Origin of the sequence: Halospina sp. K52047b (assembly GCF_008709855.1) — a bacterium.
Lineage (GTDB): Bacteria > Pseudomonadota > Gammaproteobacteria > Pseudomonadales > Oleiphilaceae > Halospina > Halospina utahensis_B.
The window spans coordinates 148,321-168,405 of the sequence record NZ_VYJH01000003.1 but is presented as its reverse complement, the minus strand read 5'-3'; the positions used below and the strand labels follow the sequence as shown (position 1 = coordinate 168,405).

Sequence of the window (20,085 nt, the reverse complement as noted above, 5' to 3'; positions counted from 1 at the left end):
ACTGAGCCGACAGAGATGTAACATCCATGGCCGAAAAAACCGTCCTGATTGTTGATGATGAAGCCTCCATCCGCGAGATGATCGCCGTGGCACTGGAGATGGCGGGCTATCACTACCTTGAGGCCGGCGATGCCCGCCAGGCGCACAGCCTGATCGTGGATGAGCGCCCGGACCTGATCATCCTCGACTGGATGCTGCCCGGCACCTCCGGTATTGACCTGGCCCGGCGCCTGAAGCGCGACGAAGGCACCGCCGAGATCCCCATCATCATGCTCACGGCCAGAACCGAGGAGGACAACCGGGTGCAGGGGCTGGAAGTGGGCGCGGATGACTACATCACCAAGCCCTTCTCGCCCCGGGAAATGGTGGCCCGGCTCAAGGCGGTGCTGCGGCGCTCCACACCGCCCGGCATGGATACCCCGGTGGAGATCGGCGGCATCCACCTGGACCCGGTTGGCCACTGGGTGACCATCGACGGCGAATCTGTCAATATCGGCCCCACCGAGTACCGCCTGCTGCAGTTCTTCATGACCCACCCGGACCGGGTCTACACCCGGGAACAGCTGCTCGACCAGGTCTGGGGCGCCGGGATCTACGTGGAGGAACGCACGGTGGACGTGCACATACGCCGCCTGCGCAAGGTCCTGGGTGAAGCCCACGGAAAACTCGTGCAGACGGTCCGGGGTGCCGGCTACCGGTTTTCCACACGCCAACAGTGAGTGCCACCAGGGATCCAATGAGTACAGGCCTTAAAAAGCACCTGCGCCGGCTGACTCTGCTGCTGACAGCACCCCTGCTGGTGGGCTGGCTGCTCGGCCACCCCGCCCTGGTACTTGCGCTGGCACTGGCCGTCTATGCCGGCTGGATGCTGCATCAGTTGAACCGCCTTCACCGTTGGCTCGAACGCAGCAACCAGGAGGCCGAGCCCCCTGAAGCCCCCGGACTCTGGGGCGAGGTCCTGGACGACATCTACCGCCTCCAGAAACGCCACCTGCGGGCCCGCGACCGACTCCAGAGCATGATCAACCGGATCCGGGAATCCACCAACGCCCTGCGTGACGGCGTTGTGATGACCGATGCCGCCGGCGCCATGGAATGGTGGAACCGGGCGGCGGAAAACCTGTGCGGGTTCAACAGTACCCAGGACCAGGGTGAATACATCCACAACCTGATCCGCACCCCGGAGTTCCGCAGCTATTTCGAGGCCAAGGCGTATGCGGAGCCGCTGGAGATCGAATCCCCGGCCCGTCCGCGCACACGGCTGCAGATCGAGATCAACCTTTTCGGCGAGGACGACCGGCTCATCACCATCAAGGATGTAACGCGGCTCTACCAGCTGGAGAAGATGCGGCGGGACTTCGTCAGCAACGTCTCCCACGAGATGCGTACGCCCCTGACGGTGCTGAGCGGCTACCTGGAAACGCTCGCCGAGCAGACCGACCGCATGCCTTCCGGCTGGCAGCGCCCGATGGACGCCATGCGCCACCAGGCCAACCGCATGGAGGCGCTGATCACGGATCTGCTACTGCTCTCCCGGCTGGAGACCAGCGACCGCAACACCGGCGACGCGGAATGCAGACCGGCGGATCTGCTGCGCCAGATCCAGCAGGACGCCATGGCCCTGAGCGGCGACCAGGAACACGAGATCGAGCTGCGCATCGGTGACAACCGCCGCATCCGAGGGGACGCGGAACAGCTGCGCAGTGCCTTCTCCAACATCATTTTCAACGCGGTGAAATACACCCCTGGAGGCGGCCATATCCGCATTGATTACAGCGCCGGTTCCGAAGGCATTTCAGTCAGCGTTACGGATGACGGGCCGGGCATTGACCCGGAACACATCCCGCGGCTCACGGAACGCTTCTACCGTGCCGACCCCAGCCGCAGCAAGGAAACAGGCGGGACCGGGCTTGGCCTCGCCATCGTCAAGCACATTCTCTACAACCACGACGGGTACCTGAGCATCGACAGTACCCCCAACAGCGGCAGCGCCTTCCGCTGCCACCTGCCCGCCAACCGCATCATCCCTGAAAACGGGCAATGAAATGGCTCAGATCCTCCAGCTTCTGGGGGTCATCATCCACGAACCGCACCACCACCTGGACAAACTTCGTATCCGGGTCCTTTTCCTGGGCCTGGAGCTGATAGACGTAACCGTTCAGCCGCGCCATCCTGTCTCCCAGATCCACGTCCACCACCGCCTGCTCCAGAATCTGCGGCATGGCGTCATCGCGCCTGGCGCTGACCCGGACGTCGTTCAGGGTAACCGCCCGCAGCACCCCTCTCAGCGTTGCCTGCGAGAAGCGCAGATCAACCATGGTGGCCTCCCTGCCCCGGGCCCCACCGGCCGGCTTACCGGTCTGGGGCTGTGGGGCGTTACCGCTCTCAACCGGGGACTCCCCGGCCGGTGGCGGGGTTTCCTTTTTCTGGGACCGGCCACCACCGGTCAGAAGATCCGCCGACTGGCGGAAGGCATCACTGGAGGCTGATGCCTTCTGACCGTCATCGCCGAGCTGACTGCCCAGCACCTTGCGTACCTTCTTCCCCAGGGATTCCGGGCTGAAGGGCTTGCCGAGATAATCGGAAACCCCCTCGCGGATGGCTTCAACCACATGCTCCTTGTCGCCACGGCTGGTCACCATCACAAAGGGCGTCTCACCATAGTGACTGTGGCCCCGTGCCCACTGGAGAAGCTCCAGGCCCGAGATCTCGGGCATCTCCCAGTCGCACAGGATCAGATCAAAGCGTTCACGCCCCATCAGCGTCTGGGCCTTGCGCCCGTCCGCCGCCTCATGGAGTTCAATGGAGGGAAACTGGGAACGCATGGTTCGCCTGACCAGGTCCCTTACGAAGCTGGCATCGTCCACCACCAGGGCCTTCAGTTTGCTCATTGCGGGTAATCCGACATCGGTTTGCGGGAATACCCTCACTATAGACCTGAATGCCGGCTGCTGCCCGTGGCTCTGCCGATGTCAGCATTCTGCCATTAGGCGTGTAAGAGATTTCCTACACTGATGTAGGAAATGCTTGTTCTGTCACGTCGGAAACAACCTATTTCACCTGATTTAACTTCGTATGATGCTGATTATGAAAGGCTTTAATGAGCCGGGTGGCTGGAAGCGGACAGCCCGTCGGTATTGACCCACTCAACAACCGTCCCTGAGTTGGTATTGTTTCAACTGTCAGCGGACGACAGGGAAAGGACGTTACAGGGATGGTTTCCTCAGAGGAGCTGAGGGGAAGCATGGAATAAAGGGATGTAATGCTTGAGGGACGCTGAACCAGAAGGCCGGCTCGGATGCCGGCTGGCCAGGGAAGGCCGGAGATGGATCCACAGGAGGTGGTAAACGGGCAGGACGCCCACCGCTTTCGTCGGAAAGCGTTTCGCCAGTTTGAGGGATGGCCACGGCCATCCCTTTTTTATGCAGCGCCGTCCAGCCCGCCCCCCGGAGCCCAATACAGCCTTACCCGGTTGAACTCCTCAAACTCGTTGAGGTCCGGCCAGGTCCGCCCTTCCACCGTGGTGATCAGCCGGTAATCCTCATTGCCAAGATGCCGAAGCCGCGAGTCCGCCATCAGAACCGCATCCGCACCGGCCTGGAAATCCCACAGCATGGGGCGATTCTCCGGATCATAGAGTACGTCAGCGGCCAGAAGCACCTCGGGGCGAGCCTCATCGCGCCAGTCTCCGGCCAGTGTCACCGTCACGCCGTTGCGGCGGGCATTGATGTCAGTGGCCGCGAGCGCGTCCGGATCAATGTCCGCCGCAATGACCTCCCGTGCGCCCGCCATGGCAGCGGCAATGGCTACAATCCCGGAACCACACCCGAAATCCAGCACCCGCCGCCCGGCGACGCGCTCCGGATTGTCCAGCAGCCACTGGGCCATCACCTGGCCACTGGCCCAGCAGAACGACCAATAGGCCGGTTCGGCCACAACCAGCTGCGCCTCCTCGTGGCTGAGCGGGCCCTCCAGGCAGTCGGGATCAAACAGACAGAGTTCGATCCCCGGGCAACCGGCGGGCCGGCTCCAGCAGGTCCGGGCACGTGGCAGGCTGCGCTGCAACAGGGCATCGAGGGGGATCTTTTCCATGGCAGCGCATACTAGCCGGCCCGCCGGGTAGCGTAAAGCGCCGGGAGCTGGGTTAGACTGTGCACTCACTGCAACAACGGAATCATCACCGTGGCCTCCGAACTCCCGCTTACCAACGACTATGCCGAACTGCTGCGCGAGGGGCGCCCGTTCCTGGACGTACGCGCGCCTGTAGAGTTCGCCGAGAGCACGCTGCCCAACGCGCACAACCTGCCTCTCATGACCGACTCCGAGCGCCAGCAGGTGGGCATCCGCTACAAGGAAGCCGGTCAGAATGCGGCCATCGAGCTCGGCCATGAACTGGTCGGAGGCCAGGTGCGCGAGGCCAGGATTGCCGAGTGGGTGGACTTCGCGAACCGTCACCCGGAGGCTCGACTGTACTGCTCCAGGGGTGGCCTGCGTTCCCGTATCGTGCAGCAGTGGCTGCATGAGGCCGGCGTCACCATCCCCCGGGTTGAAGGGGGCTACAAGTCACTGCGGCGCTTCGTGCTGGATGAGCTGATCGAAAACCGGATCCCCGGGCTGCCCCTGATGGTGGTCGCTGGACGCACCGGTACCGGCAAGACGCGGCTGCTCCATCAGCTTCCCAACCCCGTGGACCTGGAAGGGCTGGCCGCACACCGCGGCTCCAGCTTCGGGCGCACGCTCACCCCCCAGCCCACCCAGGCCAGCTTCGAGAACGCCGTGGCCACGGCACTCTACCAGGCCCACGCCCGTGGCGGCCCCATCCATGTGGAGGATGAGGGGCGACTGATCGGCAGGCGCGTACTGCCCGTACCTCTGCAGAAGCGTCTGGGCGAATCCCCCCGGATGGTGCTCGAACAGCCATTGGCAACGCGTGTCGAGAACATTCTGGAGGACTACGTCATCGACATGAGTAGAGCCTTCATGGAACGCGACGGAATGGAGACTGGCTTTGAAGCCTTCCGTGGTTTTCTGTTGGATGCACTCGGCCGTATCCGCAAGCGCCTGGGCGGACTGCGCCACCAGCAGCTGGAAGCGGTAATGCAGGAAGCCCTGTCGCAACAGTGGCAGTCCGGCGACCTGGACCGCCACCGTGACTGGATCCGGACGCTGCTGACGGACTATTACGATCCAATGTACGATTACCAGCTCAACCAGCGCGATGGCCGTGTTCTGAAACAGGGCGGATTCGAGGAACTGGTTGAGTGGGCGGTGGACGCCAACACGCAACCGCTGACAGAACAAGCATCCATAAGGAGCGCCTGAATGGAAAGCATGATCCCGGATACGGAACAGCTCCAGGAGCTGACATCAATGGCCGCAGGCATGGCCATGAACTACCTGCCGCAGCTGTTGCTGGCCGTCATCACGCTGGTCGTCGGCCTGTGGCTGATCAACCGGTTCGTCACCGCCCTCGACAGGAAACTGACCGCCAAGGATCCAACCCTCGGGCGTTTTGTGACCGGTCTGGTTTCCATCCTGTTCAAGATCATCCTGTTGATCTCCGTCGCATCCATGGTCGGTATCGCGACGACCTCCTTCATTGCCGTCCTTGGTGCCGCCGGCCTGGCCGTCGGTCTGGCCCTCCAGGGCAGTCTCGCGAACTTCGCCGGCGGTGTCCTCATCCTCATCTTCAAGCCATTCAAGGTTGGCGACGTCATCGAGGCCCAGGGCTTTCTGGGCACGGTCAAGGAAATCCAGATCCTGTACACCGTGGTGGACACTTTCGACAACCGCCAGGTGGTGATGCCCAATGCGTCGCTCTCCAACGCCAGTCTGACCAATTACAGCGCCTACCCGAACCGCCGTGTGGATATGACCATCGGTATCAGCTACACCGATGACATCCAGAAGGCCCGCGAGGTTATCCAGAAGACCCTGGCAACGGATGAGCGCATCCTGCGTGATCCGGAACCGATGATCGTGGTGGGCGATCTCGGTGACAGCTCAGTGGATCTCAAGGTCCGCATCTGGGCCAATGGGGATGACCTCTGGTTCTGCTACTGGCACATGCTTGAACAGATCAAGGTGGCCTTCGACCAGAACGGCATCACCATTCCCTATCCGCAGCGGGATGTGCACCACTACCAGTCTGCGGGCTGATTGTACAAAATGTAACCTTTTTGCGGGACACCTCCGGCGGGGTTGGTCTAGCCTGAGATCAGGATCCCCGGATCCATGGGTCACAGCCCCATGCCAGGAGGTGTTGCCATGCCCGTACAGACCCTGATTGAACACCTGAAGGCCCACGGTGCCGAGTACCAGTGCCTGAGCCATCCCCCCGGATTCACTGCCCAGTCCCTTGCCCATCACTGCAACGTGCCCGGTGACCAGGTTGCCAAGACGGTCATCATCGAGCTGGACGGACGCATGGCCATGCTGGTGATGCCAGCCAGCTTCCGGATCCGCTGGGACCGGATGATGGAGGTACTCTATACGGACTTCGTGGAACTGGCGGATGAAGCGGACTTCACGGACCGCTTCCCGGACTGCGAAGTCGGTGCCATGCCCCCCTTCGGCAACCTCTTCGGGATGACGGCCTACTGCAGCGAAACCCTTGCGGAACAGCCGGAAATCACCTTCGCCGCGGGCAGCCATACCGAGGCCATGCAGATCGCCACAAGGGATTACCTGGCACTGGCCCAGCCGGTGGTCATCAGCCAGGGCTTCCTGCGGCCCGGTGCCCGTCGTCCCGCCTGGCTCGCCGGCAGGCCCGGACGCTCGCGCAAGGCCGGCTGAGCCCCTGTTGCCGTCGTTCACTCTGGCGTAGACTGCGCTCATGAGTGAACACGAGCACGACATCGCCGTGATCGGCGCCGGCATGGTTGGCGCCGCCCTGGCACTGGCCTGCGCAGCCGGCGGCTGGCGCGTGGCCGTAATCGAACCCAGCACCCCGGAACAACCCTCCGACAACAGCGAACCCGACCTGCGCGTCTCCGCCCTGAGCGCCGGCAGCGAAGCCTGGCTGCGCGGGCTGGGCGTATGGCCCGCCATGGAGGAAATGCGCATGGCGCCCTTCCAGCGGCTGGCGGTCTGGGAGGCCGCCTCGGGACCGCTCGCCAGCATGCCCGGCGGCCGGCTGCTGGCCCAGCAGGCACGCACCGAGTTCAACGCCGCCCGGCTCGGACGCGACCATCTGGGCCATATCGTCGAGAACCGCGTAACCCGCTGGGCCCTTTGGGAACGGATGGGCCAGCAGACCGGCATTACCCGGTTCTGCCCGGCATCACTCCAGGCGCTGGAGCAGACAGAAGACGGCGTCACGCTCACACTGGAAGGCGGTGAGACGCTGCGTGTGGCTCTGGTCGTGGGTGCGGACGGGGCCAGTTCCGTAACACGGCGCCTGGCCGGCATCGGGACCAGCCGCACGCAGTACCGCCAGCAGGCCATGGTTATCAACATCCGCCATGCACCGCCGGCCCAGACCATCACCTGGCAGATGTTCACCCCCCAGGGACCCAAAGCCTACCTGCCGTTGCCCGAAGCGGATGGCAGCGCCTGGGGCTCACTGGTCTGGTACGACCAGCCGGAAACCCTGGATGAACTGATGGCCATGGAGGAAGACCGACTCCTGGCCGCCATACGCAGAACCTTTCCACTGGAGCTGCCGGACCCCGAGGCCGCTCCGGCGCGGGGCCGTTTTCCCATCGCACGCGAACATGCCCACCAGTACGCCCATGGGCGTGTTGTGCTGGTCGGGGACGCCGCCCACACCATCAACCCACTGGCCGGGCAGGGCGTCAATCTCGGCTTCCAGGACGCAGCCGCGCTGGCGCGCAGCCTGGGCACGGCGGGCGCTCAGAGTGACCCCGGGAAGGCGCGAGTGCTGGCCGCCTACGAGGCGGAGCGCCGCCCCCGCAACCGCCTGATGATGGACGCCATGGACCTGTTCTACCACCTGTTCAGCAACACCACCCCGCCACTGCATCTGGCGCGCACCCTGGGCCTGGGGCTGGCGGGCCGGGTGCCATTCGCGCGCGAACGGGTCACCCGCTATGCCATGGGGATTGACGAGCAGCTGCCCGCGCCCATTGAATCACTGCTGAAACGACTGGCCTGACAACCAAGCGAGGAACCCATGTCCGAAAGCATCTTCAGCCGCATCATCAACCGTGAAATCCCCGCCGATATCGTGCACGAGGACGACCAGTGCCTGGCCTTCCGGGACATCAACCCGCAGGCGCCGGTACACATCCTGATCATCCCGAAAAAGGCCATCCCAACGGTCAACGACATCACCGAAGAGGATGAGAAGACGGTGGGGCACCTCTATACCGTCGCCGCCCGGATTGCCAAGGAGGAAGGCATCGACGGGGACGGTTTCCGTACGGTCATGAACTGCAACGAACACGGCGGCCAGTCCGTGTACCACATCCACCTGCACCTGATCGGTGGCAAGGCACTGGGCTGGCCCCCCTTCCCCAACGGCTGAGGCACATGGCGCGGGTGGTCAGCCCGCGCTTCCCGAGTCGTTGCCGTCAGCGTCAAGTTCCCGTTCCGTCTCGGAAAGCGGCCGATGGCGCACGTCCATACCGCGGACCAGGTAGATCACCTGCTCGGCCAGGTTGTCCGCGTGGTCACCGACCCGCTCCAGAGCCCGCAGCGTCCACATCTGGTTGAGACAGAGCCCGATACCACGCGGATCCTCCATCATGTGCGTGACCAGCGCGCGTGCGGAACTCTTGTATTCCTCGTCCACGGACTCATCCTCGCGCATCACGTTCAGGGCGCTCTCGGTATCAAAGCGCGCGAAGGCATCCAGGGCATTGCGCACCATGGCCCGGACATGGCCGCTGATATTGCGCACCTCCACGAAACGGCGCTGGCTCATGCTGTCATCCATCTCATCTGTCATCTCCAGCGCCAGGCGTGCGATCTTCTTGGCCTCGTCGCCAATGCGCTCAAGGTCCGCCACCATCTTGACCACGGACATGACCAGGCGCAGGTCACTGGCGGCCGGCTGGCGCAGCGCGATCACCTGTATGGCCTCCTCATCAAGGCGGCGCTCCATGTCGTCCACCTCGCGATCACGGTCACGCACGGCCTGCGCTTTATCCGCATCATTGCTGACGAGCGCCTCAACCGCCTCGCCAATCTGTTTCTCGACCAGTCCGCCCATTTCAAGCAGCTGGTTCTTGAGTTCACTCAGCTCATCATTGAACCGCTGGGAAATGTGGCGGGAATAGTTCTCTCGATCACTTACCATTATTGTGCCTCTGACAATGTGTCACCCACGGGAAGGATAAGACAGATGTGTGACAGTTCCATGACATCAGGCCACGCCTCAAGCCACATCGCAAATGCCGCTGATGGGGCTATACTGGCCCGCAACGCATCCTGACTGAAGCATCGGACAGATACCCATGAAAACACAACCCGACAAACCCCAACCCCGTGGTGAACTGACGCTGCAGCTGGTCACCATGGCCTCCGACACCAACAATAACGGCGATATCTACGCCGGCTGGCTGGTCAACAAGATGGATCTGGCCAGCGCCACCGCAGCCGGCCGACTGGCGCGCGGCCGGACCGCAACCGTCGCCATGGAAGGCATGGAGTTCCTGTCGCCCGTGCGACTTGGCGCCGAGGTGGCCTTCTACACCCACCTGGAGGACATTGGCCGGAGCTCCATGAAGATACGGGTGGAGGTATGGACCCGTGACCAGACCGAGCAGCATGCGCGCAAGGTAACCGAGGCGCAGTTCGTGAGCGTGGCCATCGATGAGCATGGCCGGATCCGCGAAGTGCCCGAGCCGGCCCAGAAACTCTAGCCGGGAGCCCGGCTGGCCCTATCTGTCAGATTTTTTTACACATTGGCCGTCTCGTAGATGGCTGGCGCATGACCATCTGCATGATTGCGCGGATGAAAGAGCCTCTGTGCACGCTTCATGCATTCCTCTCTCTGTCCGATCTGCCATCCCGGCAGGGATTCAGGGAGTCAGAGCCATGCAAAAGCCCACATCCATACCCCATTCATCACGTGCCCTTGTCATGGGTTTTCTGCTGCTGCCTGCAGCCGCCATGGCGGCACCCTACACCTTCGACAGCGGCACCGGTCTCAATGATGCTCACAGCTGCAGCAGTGGCGGTGCCTACATCATCAGTACAGGCAACGTAACCGCCAACAACGCCGATGCCACAAACTGTTTTGGCGCCTACGGGGGCAACCCCAGCGAGTTGCTGCCGAACAGCGCACCACTGGCCTGGAACGGCGACAACTGGGATTTCATCGCCAAGATCGATGATGCCGGTTCCGACCTACTGAGCGCGGACCTCAACCAGAACCAGGGTGACTGGTCCTACTCCGGCGACGTCAGCAACTGGGCCAGCTTCTTCGTCGTCACCAAGGCCTCGAACAATCCAGGCTGGGCGGCCTACTACTTCGATGATACCCAAGGGGCCAGCACACTCAGCGGCACCTTCTTCATCCCCTGGGTGAACGAGGGCGGCAGCAATGGCCCTGATCTCAGCGCCGCAGAGGAAGGCGGCTCCGCCCTTTCCAACCTGAGCCTGTACGCCCGCCGGGTAGCGCAGGTTCCGGAACCCGCCACGCTTGGCCTGATGGGTCTGGGGCTTCTGGGTCTGGGCCGACGCCAGCGCGCCCAGTAACCCGGGGGACGACCGCCGCAACTGCGGCGGTCTTTCTTTTCACCGCCTTTCGGGCCTATCCTGAGCCTTCGTACACAACCCAACGCCTTGATCATGCCCATTCCGGATCACTACCGCCGTGGCGCCTGCCCTTCCGCCGGCAACCCGATGGCCAGCGGCGACGGGCTCCTGTCGAGGATCCGGCTGATCGATGGCCGCCTGACACCGTCAGGTCTCAGGCGGGTGGCGGCGCTGGCGGATGAGCACGGATCCGGCCTGATCGAGATCACCGGCAGGGGCAACCTGCAGCTTCGGGGCCTCGCCGAGGAGGCCGAGGCCGAGCTGACAGCAACACTGGTGGATGCTGGCCTGGCGGTTGAACCAGCGGCGTCCGAAGCGGTCCGCAACATCCAGTGCAGTGCCGCTGCGGACCTGGATCCACAGGCCCTGGTCGACCCTGCCCCTCAAGCCCGTGCTCTCGATCAGAGGCTCATCAGCGATGACCGTTTCCGGGCGTTGCCGCCCAAGTTCCGCTTCGTTTTCAACGGCGGAGGGCTGACCCATCTGGCTGATGCGGACGGGGATATCCGAGCGGATGCGGTTTCAACGCCGGAAGGCACCCGGTACCGCATCGGCCTGGCCGGAACCTCCGCCACGGCTCAAAGCCTGGGCAACTGTAAGCCATCGCAGGTGGTGGATGTCCTGGTCGAGCTGGCCCTGATCTTCCTCGAAGAGCGCCAGCGACTGATCACGCCGGCAAGGCGGATGCGGCAGCTCATTGATGCCTCCGGCAGTTCGCCCTTCGCGGGGCTGCGTGATCTCAGCCGGCCCGGTGGCGTTACGGCGGACCATCCACCGGCCCCGGAACCCGGCCGGACCAGGGCCGGCACGGTTCTGGGTGTCGCCCTCGGGTGCCTGGGCACCAACAGCGCCCGGCTGATCGCGGAACAGCTGGAAGTGCATAACAGCACACTGAGGATCACGTCCCAGCGATGCCTGATCCTGCCCCATGGCCCGGTCACCAACCCCGGGCTTGCGGAAGCACCGGAACTGATCCACACCCCGGGCGATCCCCGACTCTCGGCCATTGCCTGCCCCGGAATGCCGGGCTGTGCCTCGGGCAGCACCGCAACACGCCGGGATGCCCTGGACTGGGCTGAACAGGTGCCGGAACTCTTCGACGGGCGTAATCTGGTCCACGTTTCCGGATGCCCCAAGGGCTGCGCCCATCCCGGCAGGGCCCCTGTGGTGCTGGTCGCCCGGGAGGGGCGCTACGACCTGGTGCTCGACGACCGGGCCCTGCCCGAGGAGGAAGGCCACCGGATCGCAAGCGGCCTGCTGCCGGAGGAGGTCCCGGATACGCTGCGCGCCCTGGTCAGTACAGCAGCACTGAACAGCCCCGGTGACGAACCCCTGGTCCAGTCCCTGGTACGCGTGGCTCAGGCATCCCGGAACAGGCGATGATGGGCCGGGTCGTAGAGGGCACTGTTGCAGAAATCCGTCTCCCCGAGCGCCGGACCCACAAGGATGAGCGCTGAACGCTTCTCCGGGATGCGCTCAAGATCCTCCGCCAGCCGCCCGAGCGGCGCCCGCAGCACCTGCTCATCCGGCCGGCTGGCGCGGAAGACCACCGCCGCCGGGCAGGCGGCGCCGTAAAAGGGGGTCAGCCGTTCCACCACCGAATCCAGCGTGTGCAGCGAGAGGTGAATCGCGAGGGTCGTGCCGGTGGCCGCGTACGCCTCCAGGGTTTCGCCTTCCGGCATGGAGGAGGCACGCCCCTGGGTCCGTGTGAGCACCAGGCTCTGGGCGACACCGGGCATGGTCAGCTCCTGGCCCAGTACGGCCGCCGCCGCTGAAAAGGCGGGGACGCCGGGGGTCAGCTCGTACGGAATGGCCAGCTCCCGCAGCCGGCGCAGCTGCTCCGCCACCGCCGAGTAGATGGCCAGGTCCCCGGAGTGGAGGCGGGCCACGTCCAGACCCTCGTTGTGGGCTTTCTGGATTTCGCCGATGATGTCATCCAGCGACATGGAGGCTGTATTGACCAGCCGCGCGTCCTCCGGCGCATGGGCGAGCACTTCCTCCGGGATGATCGAACCCGCGTAGAGGCAGACCGGGCAGGCGGCGATGCGGTCCCTTGCCCGCAGCGTGATCAGATCCGGGGCACCCGGGCCGGCCCCGATGAAGTGTACCGTCATGCTCTTCCTTCCCCTGCCTGTGATGGTTTGGTGATGAACCAGATCGTGATCGGCCGGTCCGACTGCCAGCCATTGAACCGCCCCAGCGGCTCCGTGCGGTCCACCGAGAGGCGTGTCAGTTGCCCGCCGAACCGCTCCCGGGCCGCCATCAGCGCGGCTTCGCCTTCAAGGGTTACCGCCGTCGCCACACAGCGGCCCCCAGCTGCCAAAGCGGACCAGGCGGCATCAATCACGCCCTCCCCACTGGCACCGCCCCCGATGAAGACTGCGTCCGGTTGCGCCAGCGCGGGCATCGCCCCAAGGAGATCTCCCTCCCGGGTCTCCAGGTGGCCCACGCCATGCAGGCGCGCATTCTCCCGAACGTTTGCCAGCCGCTCCGGGCGCCGTTCAACCGCGGTCGCCCTGTTGGCCGGGTCCGCCAGGAGCCATTCCACGGCCACCGCGCCGGAACCGGCGCCCAGATCCCAGAGATGCTCCCCGCCCTGGGGCGCCAGTTGCGCCATGACCACCGCCCGGATCTCCGGCTGCGAGATCTGGCCGTCCTGCAGGAAGGCCCCATTGGCCCGCCCCGGCACCCTGGAGACCGGCGTTGCCCCTTCGGCGAGCCGGCATTCGATAGCCAGGGTATTCAGGCGGGCAGGCGCCTGCGCCAGACCTTGCTGCGCCGTGGTCTCAAGTATCCGTTCCTCCGGCCCACCCAAGGCCTCGAGTACTGTCACCCGGCTGACGCCGTAACCACTGTCCGTGAGCAGCCGACAGACCACCGCCGGGCTCTGTTCATCACTGCTGAGCACCAGCAGCCGCCGATCGGGCGCAAGCGCCATCCGCAACCGGTCCGGATCCCGCGCCACCAGCGAGTGACAGTGAACCGACTGCAGCGGCCACCCCAGGCGCGCGGCCGCCAGCGAAAAGGCGGACGGCCCCGGATGGCAGGCCATCACCTCCGGCGGGAAAGTGCGCGCCAGCGTCGCGCCCACGCCGTACCAGAACGGGTCACCACTGGCGAGCACACAGACCGGCCGCCCCTGCCACTGGCGTATCCGCTCAATGCCCTCACTGAACGGCGACGGCCAGGCTTCCCGCTGCTGGCCTGAAATGGCCGGCAGGTGATCCAGATGGCGCTGGCCCCCGATCACGAATTCCGCCCCGGTTACCGCCGCCCGGGCCGCCTCACTCAGCGCGTCCCAGCCAGCCTCGGACAGCCCCACAACGCTCAGCCAGCGTTGCGTTCCCGGCTCGCCACAAGACGTGTTCTCCGCGCTCACTGTATAATCCCGTTTTTCATCCATTTCCCGACTCCGGCAACCAACCATGGCCTTTCGCATCCTGATCCTCGGCGGCACCCGCGACGCCATGACACTGGCGGAACAGCTCCTGGAAAAACCCGAGCTGGAACCCACCTACTCACTCGCGGGCCGTACCCGCCGCCCCCTGCCACCGGCACTGCCAACCCGCCGGGGCGGCTTCGGCGGTATTGAAGGCCTGAAGCAGTGGCTCATGGAGCACGACATTGCCGCCGTGGTGGACGCCACCCACCCGTTCGCCGCCGAGATGTCCCACAACGCCGCCATTGCCTGCCAGGAGCTCGACCTGCCTCTGGGCCGGCTCGAACGCGAACCCTGGGCGCCCCAGTCCGGCGACGACTGGTACCCGGTACCCGACCTCCACGAAGCGGCCCGCAAAGCCACCGGACTGACCGCGGCGGGTGACACCCTCTGGCTCACCACCGGCCGCACCAGCCTCCCGGCCTTTGAGGGCATCCCCGACCGCCACCTGCTCGTGCGCTGCGTCGATCCTCCGGACCCCGAGCCCGCGTTTCCGGACTGGACCCTGATTGAAGACCGCGGCCCCTACCACCTCGAGGACGAACGCCGCCTCATCAGCGACCACAACGTCGCCGCCCTCATCACCAAGAACTCCGGCGGCCAGGCCGCCCACCCCAAACTCGACGCCGCCCGCGAGGCCGGCATCCCGGTCATCATCATCGACCGCCCCTCCCTGCCTCCGGCCACCCACTCCTTCCAGTCCCCGGAAGAAGTCACACAATGGCTGGAACAGGCGCTAAAGGTTATCGAGGCGTATCAGACGGGGTCCGGGGAGCTCTGAACGGGAAGCTCTGGAGCCATGGATGGCGTAAGAGCAGCGTACACGGACGTATTTACAGCGATTCCCGTTCAGAGCTCCCCGGAGCCCGTCCTTCGAGGCGCTAAACATAATCCCGGGGACTGTAAACAAACCAACGATCCCCATGACGCACATACCGCCCCCGGGAATTCCCAACCAGAACCACCGTCCGCATATCCACCTCGGTCGGATCCGCCTCCGCCAGCGTCGTCATCCGAACCCACTCATCCGGCCGCCCGACCGCCGCCGCGAACACCACCGGCGTCTCCCCCGGCTGCTCCGCCCTCAGGAGCGACAGCGCCTCGCCCAGCTGCCAGGGCCGGCTCGAGGAGCGCGGATTGTAGAACGCCATGGCAAAATCCGCCCGAGCCGCCAGCTGCAGCCGGTTCGCGATCACCGACCAGGGCTTGAGATTGTCCGAAAGCGAGATGGCACAGAAGTCATGCCCCAAAGGCGCTCCCACCCGGGCAGCCGCCGCCTGCAGCGCCGACACTCCCGGATGCACCTCAAACTCAACGTCCGCCCACTCCGGTCGTGCCTGATGATCCAGAACCTCGCAAAGAGCCGCCGCCATGGCAAAAATGCCCGGGTCGCCCCCGGACACCACCGCCACACTGCGCCCTTCCGCAGCCAGGTCCAGCGCCCCGGCAGCCCGCTCCAGTTCCACCCGGTTGTCCGAGGGATGGCACTGGTGGCGTTCCGAGGCCAGCCGGTCCAGGTAGGGCCCGTAGCCCACCAGATCCGTCGCCTGCTCGATCAGCTCCCGGGTCTCCGGCGTCACCCACTCAGGGCCGGCCGGGCCCACGCCGATCACGTCCAGCCGTTTCATACCCGCACCCCGGGGCCGGGAATCAGTACCATGGAGAAGTACGGCGCCTTGCCGTCCGGCGCCTCCACCAGCGGCATGACCCGCTCCTCCGGCATGCTTGCCTTCTCCACGTACCAGGCCCGCTCCTGGAGGCCCAGGTCCGTCACGATGCGTCGGAGCAGTGGCAGGTTGGTGCCCACCTTCATGATCACCGTGGCCCGTTCCGGATCAATGCTGGCCCGCAGGGCTTTCTCGTCCATGGTGCCCGGGATCACCCGCAGCTGGTCGTCGCGCATCATCAACGGATGCGGCAACAGAGCGCCGCCGGCCATCATGGCCCCGACTCCCGGCACCACCGTGCTCTCAAACCGGTCCTTGAGACGCAGGTAGATGTGCATGAAAGAGCCGTAGAAGAAGGCATCGCCTTCGTTGAGCACCGCAACAGAACGGCCGGCTTTCAGGTGCTGGGCAACAGCCTCGGCGGATTCCTCGAAGAAATCCTCGATCTGCTGGCGGTATTCCGGGCTGCCATGGGGAATCTCGTTGGTCACCGGGTAGACCAGGGGCAGTTCCTCGTGCTCATCGGTGATATGGGCCTCGCAGGAGGTCCGCGCCCGCCCGGGGCCGCTGCGTTTGCAGAAGTAGGCCACCACCGGGCATTCGGACAGGAGCCGTGCAGCCTTGAGGGTGATCAGTTCCGGATCGCCGGGGCCCGTGCTGATGCCGTAGAGATGGCCGTAACCGGCCGCGTCCTGTGGGATTGTGAGTGCATCATTCATGATGGTCATTCCGTTTCGCTGGCCAGGGCGTTCACGGCAGCGGCCGCCATGGCGCTGCCACCGCGGCGTCCGTAGACGGTGATAAAGGGGAGATCCGGGGTCGCCGCGAGGGCTTCCTTGCTTTCGGCGGCGCCGATGAACCCCACGGGAAAGCCGAGTATGGCGGCCGGGCGCGGAGCGCCGTTGGCCAGCCGGTTGAGCAGGTGGAACAGGACGGTCGGGGCGTTGCCGATGGCCACCACGCTGCCCTCGAGGTGCTCATCCCAGAAGTCCACGGCGGCGGCGCTGCGGGTGTTGCCGATGGCAGCGGCGTGCTCGGGCACGCGTTCGTCCCGCAGGGTGCAGATGACGGCGTTGTTCGCGGGCAGGCGTTTACGGGTGACGCCGTGGGCGACCATTTCGCTGTCGCAGAGGATGGGAGCGCCGGCCTGCAGGGCGGCTTTCGCGGAAGCGGCAACGTCGGCGGACCAGCTCATGGCCTCGACGAGGTCGGTCATGCCGCAGGCGTGGATGAGGCGGACGGCGGTTTTTTCCAGGTCCGCGGGCACGGCAGCGAGGTCCGCTTCGTTGCGGATGGTGGCGAAGGAGGCGCGGTAGATGGCGGCGCCGTCCTTTTCGTAGTCATGGAGTTCGTCCATGGTCATTCCCTTCATCAATGTTCAGTACAGAAAACGTTGTCACCAGCTTTCAACTTATTTGCCGGTCAGGCATCGGGGAGTGTTCTCCGGGAATCGCTGTAAATACATCCCTGTACGCTGCTCTTCCGCCATCCCTGGCTCCAGAGCTTCCCGGAGAACACTCCCCGATACCTTCCGTTTAACCGCATAGTTATCGCCACGCCCATTGATCCCACCTCACGGCTTTATCCTTACCCCTCGTGCGACGAGCCACCAGGCGAGTATTCCAGTGGACACAGTCACCACCGGCAGTACCAGCAACGTCCATCCACCGCCGGTGGTTCCCTCATCAAGCAGGCTGTACCGGAAGCCGTCCACGATGTAGACCATGGGGTTGGCCAGGGAGGCGGTATCCCAGGGGGCCGGGAGGCGGTCGATGGGGTAGAAGACACCACCGAGGTAGATCAGCGGGGTCAGCAGGAAGGTGGCGATGACGGAGGTGTCGTCGAAGCTGCGGGCGAAGATGCCGTTGAGCAGGCCCGCGAAGGAGAACAGCAGGGCGCTCAGGACAGCGACCAGCAGGGCGGCGCCGGGGTGGGCCAGTTGCAGGCTGGTCATGGGCAGTGCGATCAGCAGCACCAGGGCGCCGGCCATAAGGCCGCGCAGCACGGCGGCGGTGGCGAAGCCGGCGACGATGAGCCAGGCGGGCATGGGAGCGACCAGCATTTCCTCGATGTGGCGCTGCAGCCGGGCGCCGAAGAAGGAGAGCGTGGTGTTGTTGTAGGCGTTGGTGACCACGGCGAAGAGCACCAGGCCGGGCATGAGGTAGTCGGCGTAGCTGGCGCCGCCGACTTGACCGAGGTCGCGGCCGACGAACTGCCCGAAGATGACCATGAAGAGGGTGGCTGTGACCACGGAGGGCAGCAGGTTCTGGATCCAGGAGCGCAGGAAGCGCCGCACCTGTTTGATCACCAGGCCCTGGTAGGCGTTCCAGAGGATGGTGGCGTTCATGGCTGGTCCTCCCCTTTGGGCTCGCCGCCTTCGAGAAGACGCAGGAAGCGGGCTTCGAGGCCCTGGTCGCCGGTGCCGCTGCCGGCGTCGGCGCCGAAGAGGCGTTCGGGAATGTCGTTGGCGATCAGGCGGCCTTCCTTGAGCACGGCGACGGTCTGGCAGAGGTCGCGCATTTCCTCGAGGTAGTGGCTGCTCATGAGGATGGTGGTTCCGGCCATGTTGAGTTCCTGCAACAGGGCCCAGGTGTCGCGCCGGGCTTCCACGTCCAGGCCGGCCGTGGGTTCGTCGAGGATCAACAGTTCCGGTTCATGGACCAGGGCACGGGCGAGCATCAGGCGACGCTTCATGCCGCCCGACAGCCCCCAGGGCTTGCGTTCGGCGCGTTCCTGCAGGCCTACCCGCTCCAGCACCACACGGGCCCGCTCCCGGGCACGGCGGCGCGGCAGGCCGTAGTACATGGCCTGGGTCTCAATGATCTCGTTGATGGGCTCGAAGCTGTTGAAGTTCACTTCCTGGGGGACGAGGCCGACGCGGCGCCGGGCGGCGACGGGATCGCGTTCCGGATCGTGGCCGAACAGGCGCACGCTGCCGGTCTCCAGTCGCACCAGCCCGGTCATCAGGCCGATCAGGGTGCTCTTGCCGGCGCCGTTGGGGCCGAGCAGGCCGTGGAAGGCGCCCCGTGGCACACTAAGGTCCACGCCCGCCAGCGCTGGCTGGCCGCCCTTATAGGTCTTGTGCAGCCCCTGGAGGTCGATGGCGGTGTCCGTCATGCCACCTCCTCGGCAAACCCGGTGAGTTCGCCCTGGCGGCTGACGCTGCATACCGTCAGGTGATGCTCGCCGGGCAGGTAGTCGCGCATCCGCGCCAGACCCAGGCCGGCCATGCGGTCGCCCAGGGGGACGCCGGCCTGCTGGCAGGCTTCCAGCGCCTCGATGCTGGTGTTGGCGTTGCGGATCCATTCAGCCAGATCCGCCCCAGCACCGGCAGCCAGGGCCTGGTCGGCCAGGAAGTCGAAATCGATGGCACAGCGTTGGCTGTGAGTGTCCGGCTCGCCGGCAGCGAACTTGCTGAGCTTGCCGAAGCCGCTGGCCAGGGTCACGCGGGGCAACGGGTATTTCTTCAGGTACTTGAGAAGGGCGCCGAACATGTCGCCCATCTCGACGATTGCGCCCTCTTCCAGCCCGAAATACGACCGGGCAAAGGTTTCGCTGGTACCGCCCGTGCAGCCGGCGATATGGGTCAGTCCATTGGCATTGGCCACGTCCACGGACTGATGGATGGAAGCGATAAAGGCGGAGCAGGAGAAAGGCCGCACGATGCCGGTGGTGCCGAGCACGGAAAGACCGCCCAGGATGCCCAGCTTGGGGTTCATGGTGCGTTGGGCAATGGCTTCGCCGTCGTCGATGCCGACGGTGACATCGAAGCCGCCTTCGTAGGCGGTATCTGCCGCGATGGAGTCAAGGTGTTCGGCGATCAGGCGCCGGGGCACCGGATTGATGGCGGCTTCGCCCACGGCTATCGGCAGACCGGAACGGGTCACGGTACCCACCCCTTCCCCGGCATGGAAACGTACGCCCGGCTCACTCCCCAGCTCCAGGCGTACCCAGAGCCGCGCACCATGGGTGGCGTCGGGATCATCCCCGGCGTCCTTGATGACGCCGGCGGTGGCGGCTACGCCGGTCACCGCCAGGTCCTCGATAGTCATGGCCGGCTCCTCGCCTCGGGGCAACCGGATACTTACGCATCGCTCCTCAACACCCGCCAGCAACGCACGCGCGGCAGCTACCGAGGCGGCCGTGGCACAGGCACCGGTGGATAGCCCCTGTCGAAGTGGGCCGTTGTGTTCCGGGGTTTCAGGACGCATGGGTCGGTTACGGGTCAGCCAGCGTCACCAGCGCGCCCGCCGC

General features: G+C 65.1%; 22 protein-coding genes. 11 read left to right on the top strand and 11 right to left on the bottom strand.

Going from position 1 to position 20,085, the window contains the following annotated elements; translation table 11 throughout:
• The first annotated feature begins 26 nt into the window (after positions 1-26).
• On the top strand, positions 27-719 hold the full coding sequence (gene phoB, locus F3089_RS05420) for a phosphate regulon transcriptional regulator PhoB (protein WP_151439816.1): 693 nt from the start codon (positions 27-29) through the stop codon (positions 717-719).
• 17 nt (positions 720-736) lie between these two features.
• Positions 737-2,044: a phosphate regulon sensor histidine kinase PhoR gene (gene phoR / locus F3089_RS05415; protein ID WP_151439815.1), complete on the top strand. Its 1,308-nt coding sequence runs from the start codon at positions 737-739 to the stop codon at positions 2,042-2,044.
• Here phoR and F3089_RS05410 read toward each other — a convergent pair.
• The gene (locus F3089_RS05410) at positions 2,022-2,891 is read right to left on the bottom strand and encodes a response regulator (protein WP_151439814.1); all 870 of its coding nucleotides are present in this window, start codon (positions 2,889-2,891) and stop codon (positions 2,022-2,024) included. The two genes, phoR and F3089_RS05410, sit on opposite strands and share 23 nt — an antisense overlap.
• 529 nt (positions 2,892-3,420) lie before the next feature.
• Positions 3,421-4,092 carry a class I SAM-dependent methyltransferase gene (locus F3089_RS05405; protein ID WP_151439813.1) on the bottom strand — a complete coding sequence of 224 codons (672 nt, stop codon included), beginning with the start codon at positions 4,090-4,092 and terminating at the stop codon, positions 3,421-3,423.
• A 90-nt stretch (positions 4,093-4,182) separates the two neighbouring features.
• Between F3089_RS05405 and mnmH the strand changes: the two genes are divergently transcribed.
• From mnmH to F3089_RS05380, 5 genes are all read left to right on the top strand, one after another.
• Positions 4,183-5,322: a tRNA 2-selenouridine(34) synthase MnmH gene (gene mnmH, locus F3089_RS05400; protein WP_151439812.1), complete on the top strand. Its 1,140-nt coding sequence runs from the start codon at positions 4,183-4,185 to the stop codon at positions 5,320-5,322.
• Positions 5,323-6,159 carry a mechanosensitive ion channel family protein gene (locus tag F3089_RS05395; RefSeq protein ID WP_151439811.1) on the top strand — a complete coding sequence of 279 codons (837 nt, stop codon included), beginning with the start codon at positions 5,323-5,325 and terminating at the stop codon, positions 6,157-6,159. It abuts the gene before it with no gap.
• A 108-nt stretch (positions 6,160-6,267) separates the two neighbouring features.
• Positions 6,268-6,795: an aminoacyl-tRNA deacylase gene (locus F3089_RS05390; protein WP_151439810.1), complete on the top strand. Its 528-nt coding sequence runs from the start codon at positions 6,268-6,270 to the stop codon at positions 6,793-6,795.
• Between the two features lie 40 nt (positions 6,796-6,835).
• Positions 6,836-8,116: an FAD-dependent monooxygenase gene (locus tag F3089_RS05385; RefSeq protein ID WP_151439809.1), complete on the top strand. Its 1,281-nt coding sequence runs from the start codon at positions 6,836-6,838 to the stop codon at positions 8,114-8,116.
• Between the two features lie 18 nt (positions 8,117-8,134).
• Positions 8,135-8,488 (top strand): histidine triad nucleotide-binding protein, encoded by a 354-nt coding sequence (locus F3089_RS05380; RefSeq protein WP_151439808.1) that lies wholly within the window; start codon positions 8,135-8,137, stop codon positions 8,486-8,488.
• 18 nt (positions 8,489-8,506) lie between these two features.
• Here F3089_RS05380 and phoU read toward each other — a convergent pair whose 3' ends face one another.
• Entirely contained in the window at positions 8,507-9,262 is a 756-nt protein-coding gene (phoU, locus tag F3089_RS05375; protein ID WP_151439807.1) for a phosphate signaling complex protein PhoU, read from the bottom strand.
• A gap of 157 nt (positions 9,263-9,419) precedes the next feature.
• On the opposite strand from phoU, the gene F3089_RS05370 reads away from it, so the two are divergent.
• The 3 genes from F3089_RS05370 (at position 9,420) to cobG (ending at position 12,108) form a co-directional block, all read left to right on the top strand.
• Positions 9,420-9,827 carry an acyl-CoA thioesterase gene (locus F3089_RS05370; protein ID WP_095615915.1) on the top strand — a complete coding sequence of 136 codons (408 nt, stop codon included), beginning with the start codon at positions 9,420-9,422 and terminating at the stop codon, positions 9,825-9,827.
• 175 nt (positions 9,828-10,002) lie between these two features.
• Positions 10,003-10,665, top strand: coding sequence for a PEP-CTERM sorting domain-containing protein (locus F3089_RS16040; RefSeq protein ID WP_225741681.1), 663 nt, complete (start codon positions 10,003-10,005; stop codon positions 10,663-10,665).
• A gap of 93 nt (positions 10,666-10,758) precedes the next feature.
• On the top strand, positions 10,759-12,108 hold the full coding sequence (gene cobG / locus F3089_RS05360; RefSeq protein WP_151439806.1) for a precorrin-3B synthase: 1,350 nt from the start codon (positions 10,759-10,761) through the stop codon (positions 12,106-12,108).
• Here cobG and cobM read toward each other — a convergent pair.
• Entirely contained in the window at positions 12,084-12,839 is a 756-nt protein-coding gene (gene cobM / locus F3089_RS05355) for a precorrin-4 C(11)-methyltransferase (RefSeq protein WP_151439805.1), read from the bottom strand. The two genes, cobG and cobM, sit on opposite strands and share 25 nt — an antisense overlap.
• Positions 12,836-14,128, bottom strand: coding sequence for a precorrin-6y C5,15-methyltransferase (decarboxylating) subunit CbiE (gene cbiE, locus F3089_RS05350; RefSeq protein WP_151439804.1), 1,293 nt, complete (start codon positions 14,126-14,128; stop codon positions 12,836-12,838). The genes cobM and cbiE overlap by 4 nt, the downstream gene beginning before the upstream one ends.
• A 22-nt stretch (positions 14,129-14,150) precedes the next feature.
• On the opposite strand from cbiE, the gene F3089_RS05345 reads away from it, so the two are divergent.
• The gene (locus tag F3089_RS05345) at positions 14,151-14,945 is read left to right on the top strand and encodes a cobalt-precorrin-6A reductase (RefSeq protein ID WP_151439803.1); all 795 of its coding nucleotides are present in this window, start codon (positions 14,151-14,153) and stop codon (positions 14,943-14,945) included.
• A 100-nt stretch (positions 14,946-15,045) separates the two neighbouring features.
• Here the strand turns inward: F3089_RS05345 and cobJ are convergent, their stop codons facing one another.
• From cobJ to F3089_RS05315, 6 genes are all read right to left on the bottom strand, one after another.
• Positions 15,046-15,792, bottom strand: a complete 747-nt coding sequence (cobJ, locus tag F3089_RS05340) for a precorrin-3B C(17)-methyltransferase (protein ID WP_151439802.1) — start codon at positions 15,790-15,792, stop codon at positions 15,046-15,048.
• Positions 15,789-16,550 carry a precorrin-2 C(20)-methyltransferase gene (locus F3089_RS05335; protein WP_151439801.1) on the bottom strand — a complete coding sequence of 254 codons (762 nt, stop codon included), beginning with the start codon at positions 16,548-16,550 and terminating at the stop codon, positions 15,789-15,791. Before F3089_RS05335 ends, cobJ begins: the two co-directional genes overlap by 4 nt.
• 5 nt (positions 16,551-16,555) lie before the next feature.
• The gene (locus F3089_RS05330; RefSeq protein ID WP_151440037.1) at positions 16,556-17,194 is read right to left on the bottom strand and encodes a precorrin-8X methylmutase; all 639 of its coding nucleotides are present in this window, start codon (positions 17,192-17,194) and stop codon (positions 16,556-16,558) included.
• 210 nt (positions 17,195-17,404) lie between these two features.
• On the bottom strand, positions 17,405-18,178 hold the full coding sequence (locus F3089_RS05325) for an ABC transporter permease (protein ID WP_151439800.1): 774 nt from the start codon (positions 18,176-18,178) through the stop codon (positions 17,405-17,407).
• Positions 18,175-18,948 carry an ABC transporter ATP-binding protein gene (locus F3089_RS05320; protein ID WP_151439799.1) on the bottom strand — a complete coding sequence of 258 codons (774 nt, stop codon included), beginning with the start codon at positions 18,946-18,948 and terminating at the stop codon, positions 18,175-18,177. Before F3089_RS05320 ends, F3089_RS05325 begins: the two co-directional genes overlap by 4 nt.
• The gene (locus F3089_RS05315; protein WP_151439798.1) at positions 18,945-20,042 is read right to left on the bottom strand and encodes a cobalt-precorrin-5B (C(1))-methyltransferase; all 1,098 of its coding nucleotides are present in this window, start codon (positions 20,040-20,042) and stop codon (positions 18,945-18,947) included. The genes F3089_RS05320 and F3089_RS05315 overlap by 4 nt, the downstream gene beginning before the upstream one ends.
• Between the last annotated feature and the right edge of the window lie 43 nt (positions 20,043-20,085).

Coding starts and splice junctions, on each gene's coding strand:
- F3089_RS05370 (WP_095615915.1), top strand. CDS start 9,420: ATGAAAACACAACCCGACAAACCCCAACCCCGTGGTGAACTGACGCTG.
- cobM (WP_151439805.1), bottom strand. CDS start 12,839: ATGACGGTACACTTCATCGGGGCCGGCCCGGGTGCCCCGGATCTGATC.
- F3089_RS05410 (WP_151439814.1), bottom strand. CDS start 2,891: ATGAGCAAACTGAAGGCCCTGGTGGTGGACGATGCCAGCTTCGTAAGG.
- F3089_RS05380 (WP_151439808.1), top strand. CDS start 8,135: ATGTCCGAAAGCATCTTCAGCCGCATCATCAACCGTGAAATCCCCGCC.
- F3089_RS05335 (WP_151439801.1), bottom strand. CDS start 16,550: ATGAATGATGCACTCACAATCCCACAGGACGCGGCCGGTTACGGCCAT.
- phoR (WP_151439815.1), top strand. CDS start 737: ATGAGTACAGGCCTTAAAAAGCACCTGCGCCGGCTGACTCTGCTGCTG.
- F3089_RS05330 (WP_151440037.1), bottom strand. CDS start 17,194: ATGACCATGGACGAACTCCATGACTACGAAAAGGACGGCGCCGCCATC.
- F3089_RS05390 (WP_151439810.1), top strand. CDS start 6,268: ATGCCCGTACAGACCCTGATTGAACACCTGAAGGCCCACGGTGCCGAG.
- phoU (WP_151439807.1), bottom strand. CDS start 9,262: ATGGTAAGTGATCGAGAGAACTATTCCCGCCACATTTCCCAGCGGTTC.
- cobJ (WP_151439802.1), bottom strand. CDS start 15,792: ATGAAACGGCTGGACGTGATCGGCGTGGGCCCGGCCGGCCCTGAGTGG.
- F3089_RS05385 (WP_151439809.1), top strand. CDS start 6,836: ATGAGTGAACACGAGCACGACATCGCCGTGATCGGCGCCGGCATGGTT.
- F3089_RS05395 (WP_151439811.1), top strand. CDS start 5,323: ATGGAAAGCATGATCCCGGATACGGAACAGCTCCAGGAGCTGACATCA.
- F3089_RS05320 (WP_151439799.1), bottom strand. CDS start 18,948: ATGACGGACACCGCCATCGACCTCCAGGGGCTGCACAAGACCTATAAG.
- F3089_RS05325 (WP_151439800.1), bottom strand. CDS start 18,178: ATGAACGCCACCATCCTCTGGAACGCCTACCAGGGCCTGGTGATCAAA.
- cbiE (WP_151439804.1), bottom strand. CDS start 14,128: ATGGATGAAAAACGGGATTATACAGTGAGCGCGGAGAACACGTCTTGT.
- phoB (WP_151439816.1), top strand. CDS start 27: ATGGCCGAAAAAACCGTCCTGATTGTTGATGATGAAGCCTCCATCCGC.
- F3089_RS05315 (WP_151439798.1), bottom strand. CDS start 20,042: ATGCGTCCTGAAACCCCGGAACACAACGGCCCACTTCGACAGGGGCTA.
- F3089_RS05345 (WP_151439803.1), top strand. CDS start 14,151: ATGGCCTTTCGCATCCTGATCCTCGGCGGCACCCGCGACGCCATGACA.
- cobG (WP_151439806.1), top strand. CDS start 10,759: ATGCCCATTCCGGATCACTACCGCCGTGGCGCCTGCCCTTCCGCCGGC.
- F3089_RS05405 (WP_151439813.1), bottom strand. CDS start 4,092: ATGGAAAAGATCCCCCTCGATGCCCTGTTGCAGCGCAGCCTGCCACGT.
- F3089_RS16040 (WP_225741681.1), top strand. CDS start 10,003: ATGCAAAAGCCCACATCCATACCCCATTCATCACGTGCCCTTGTCATG.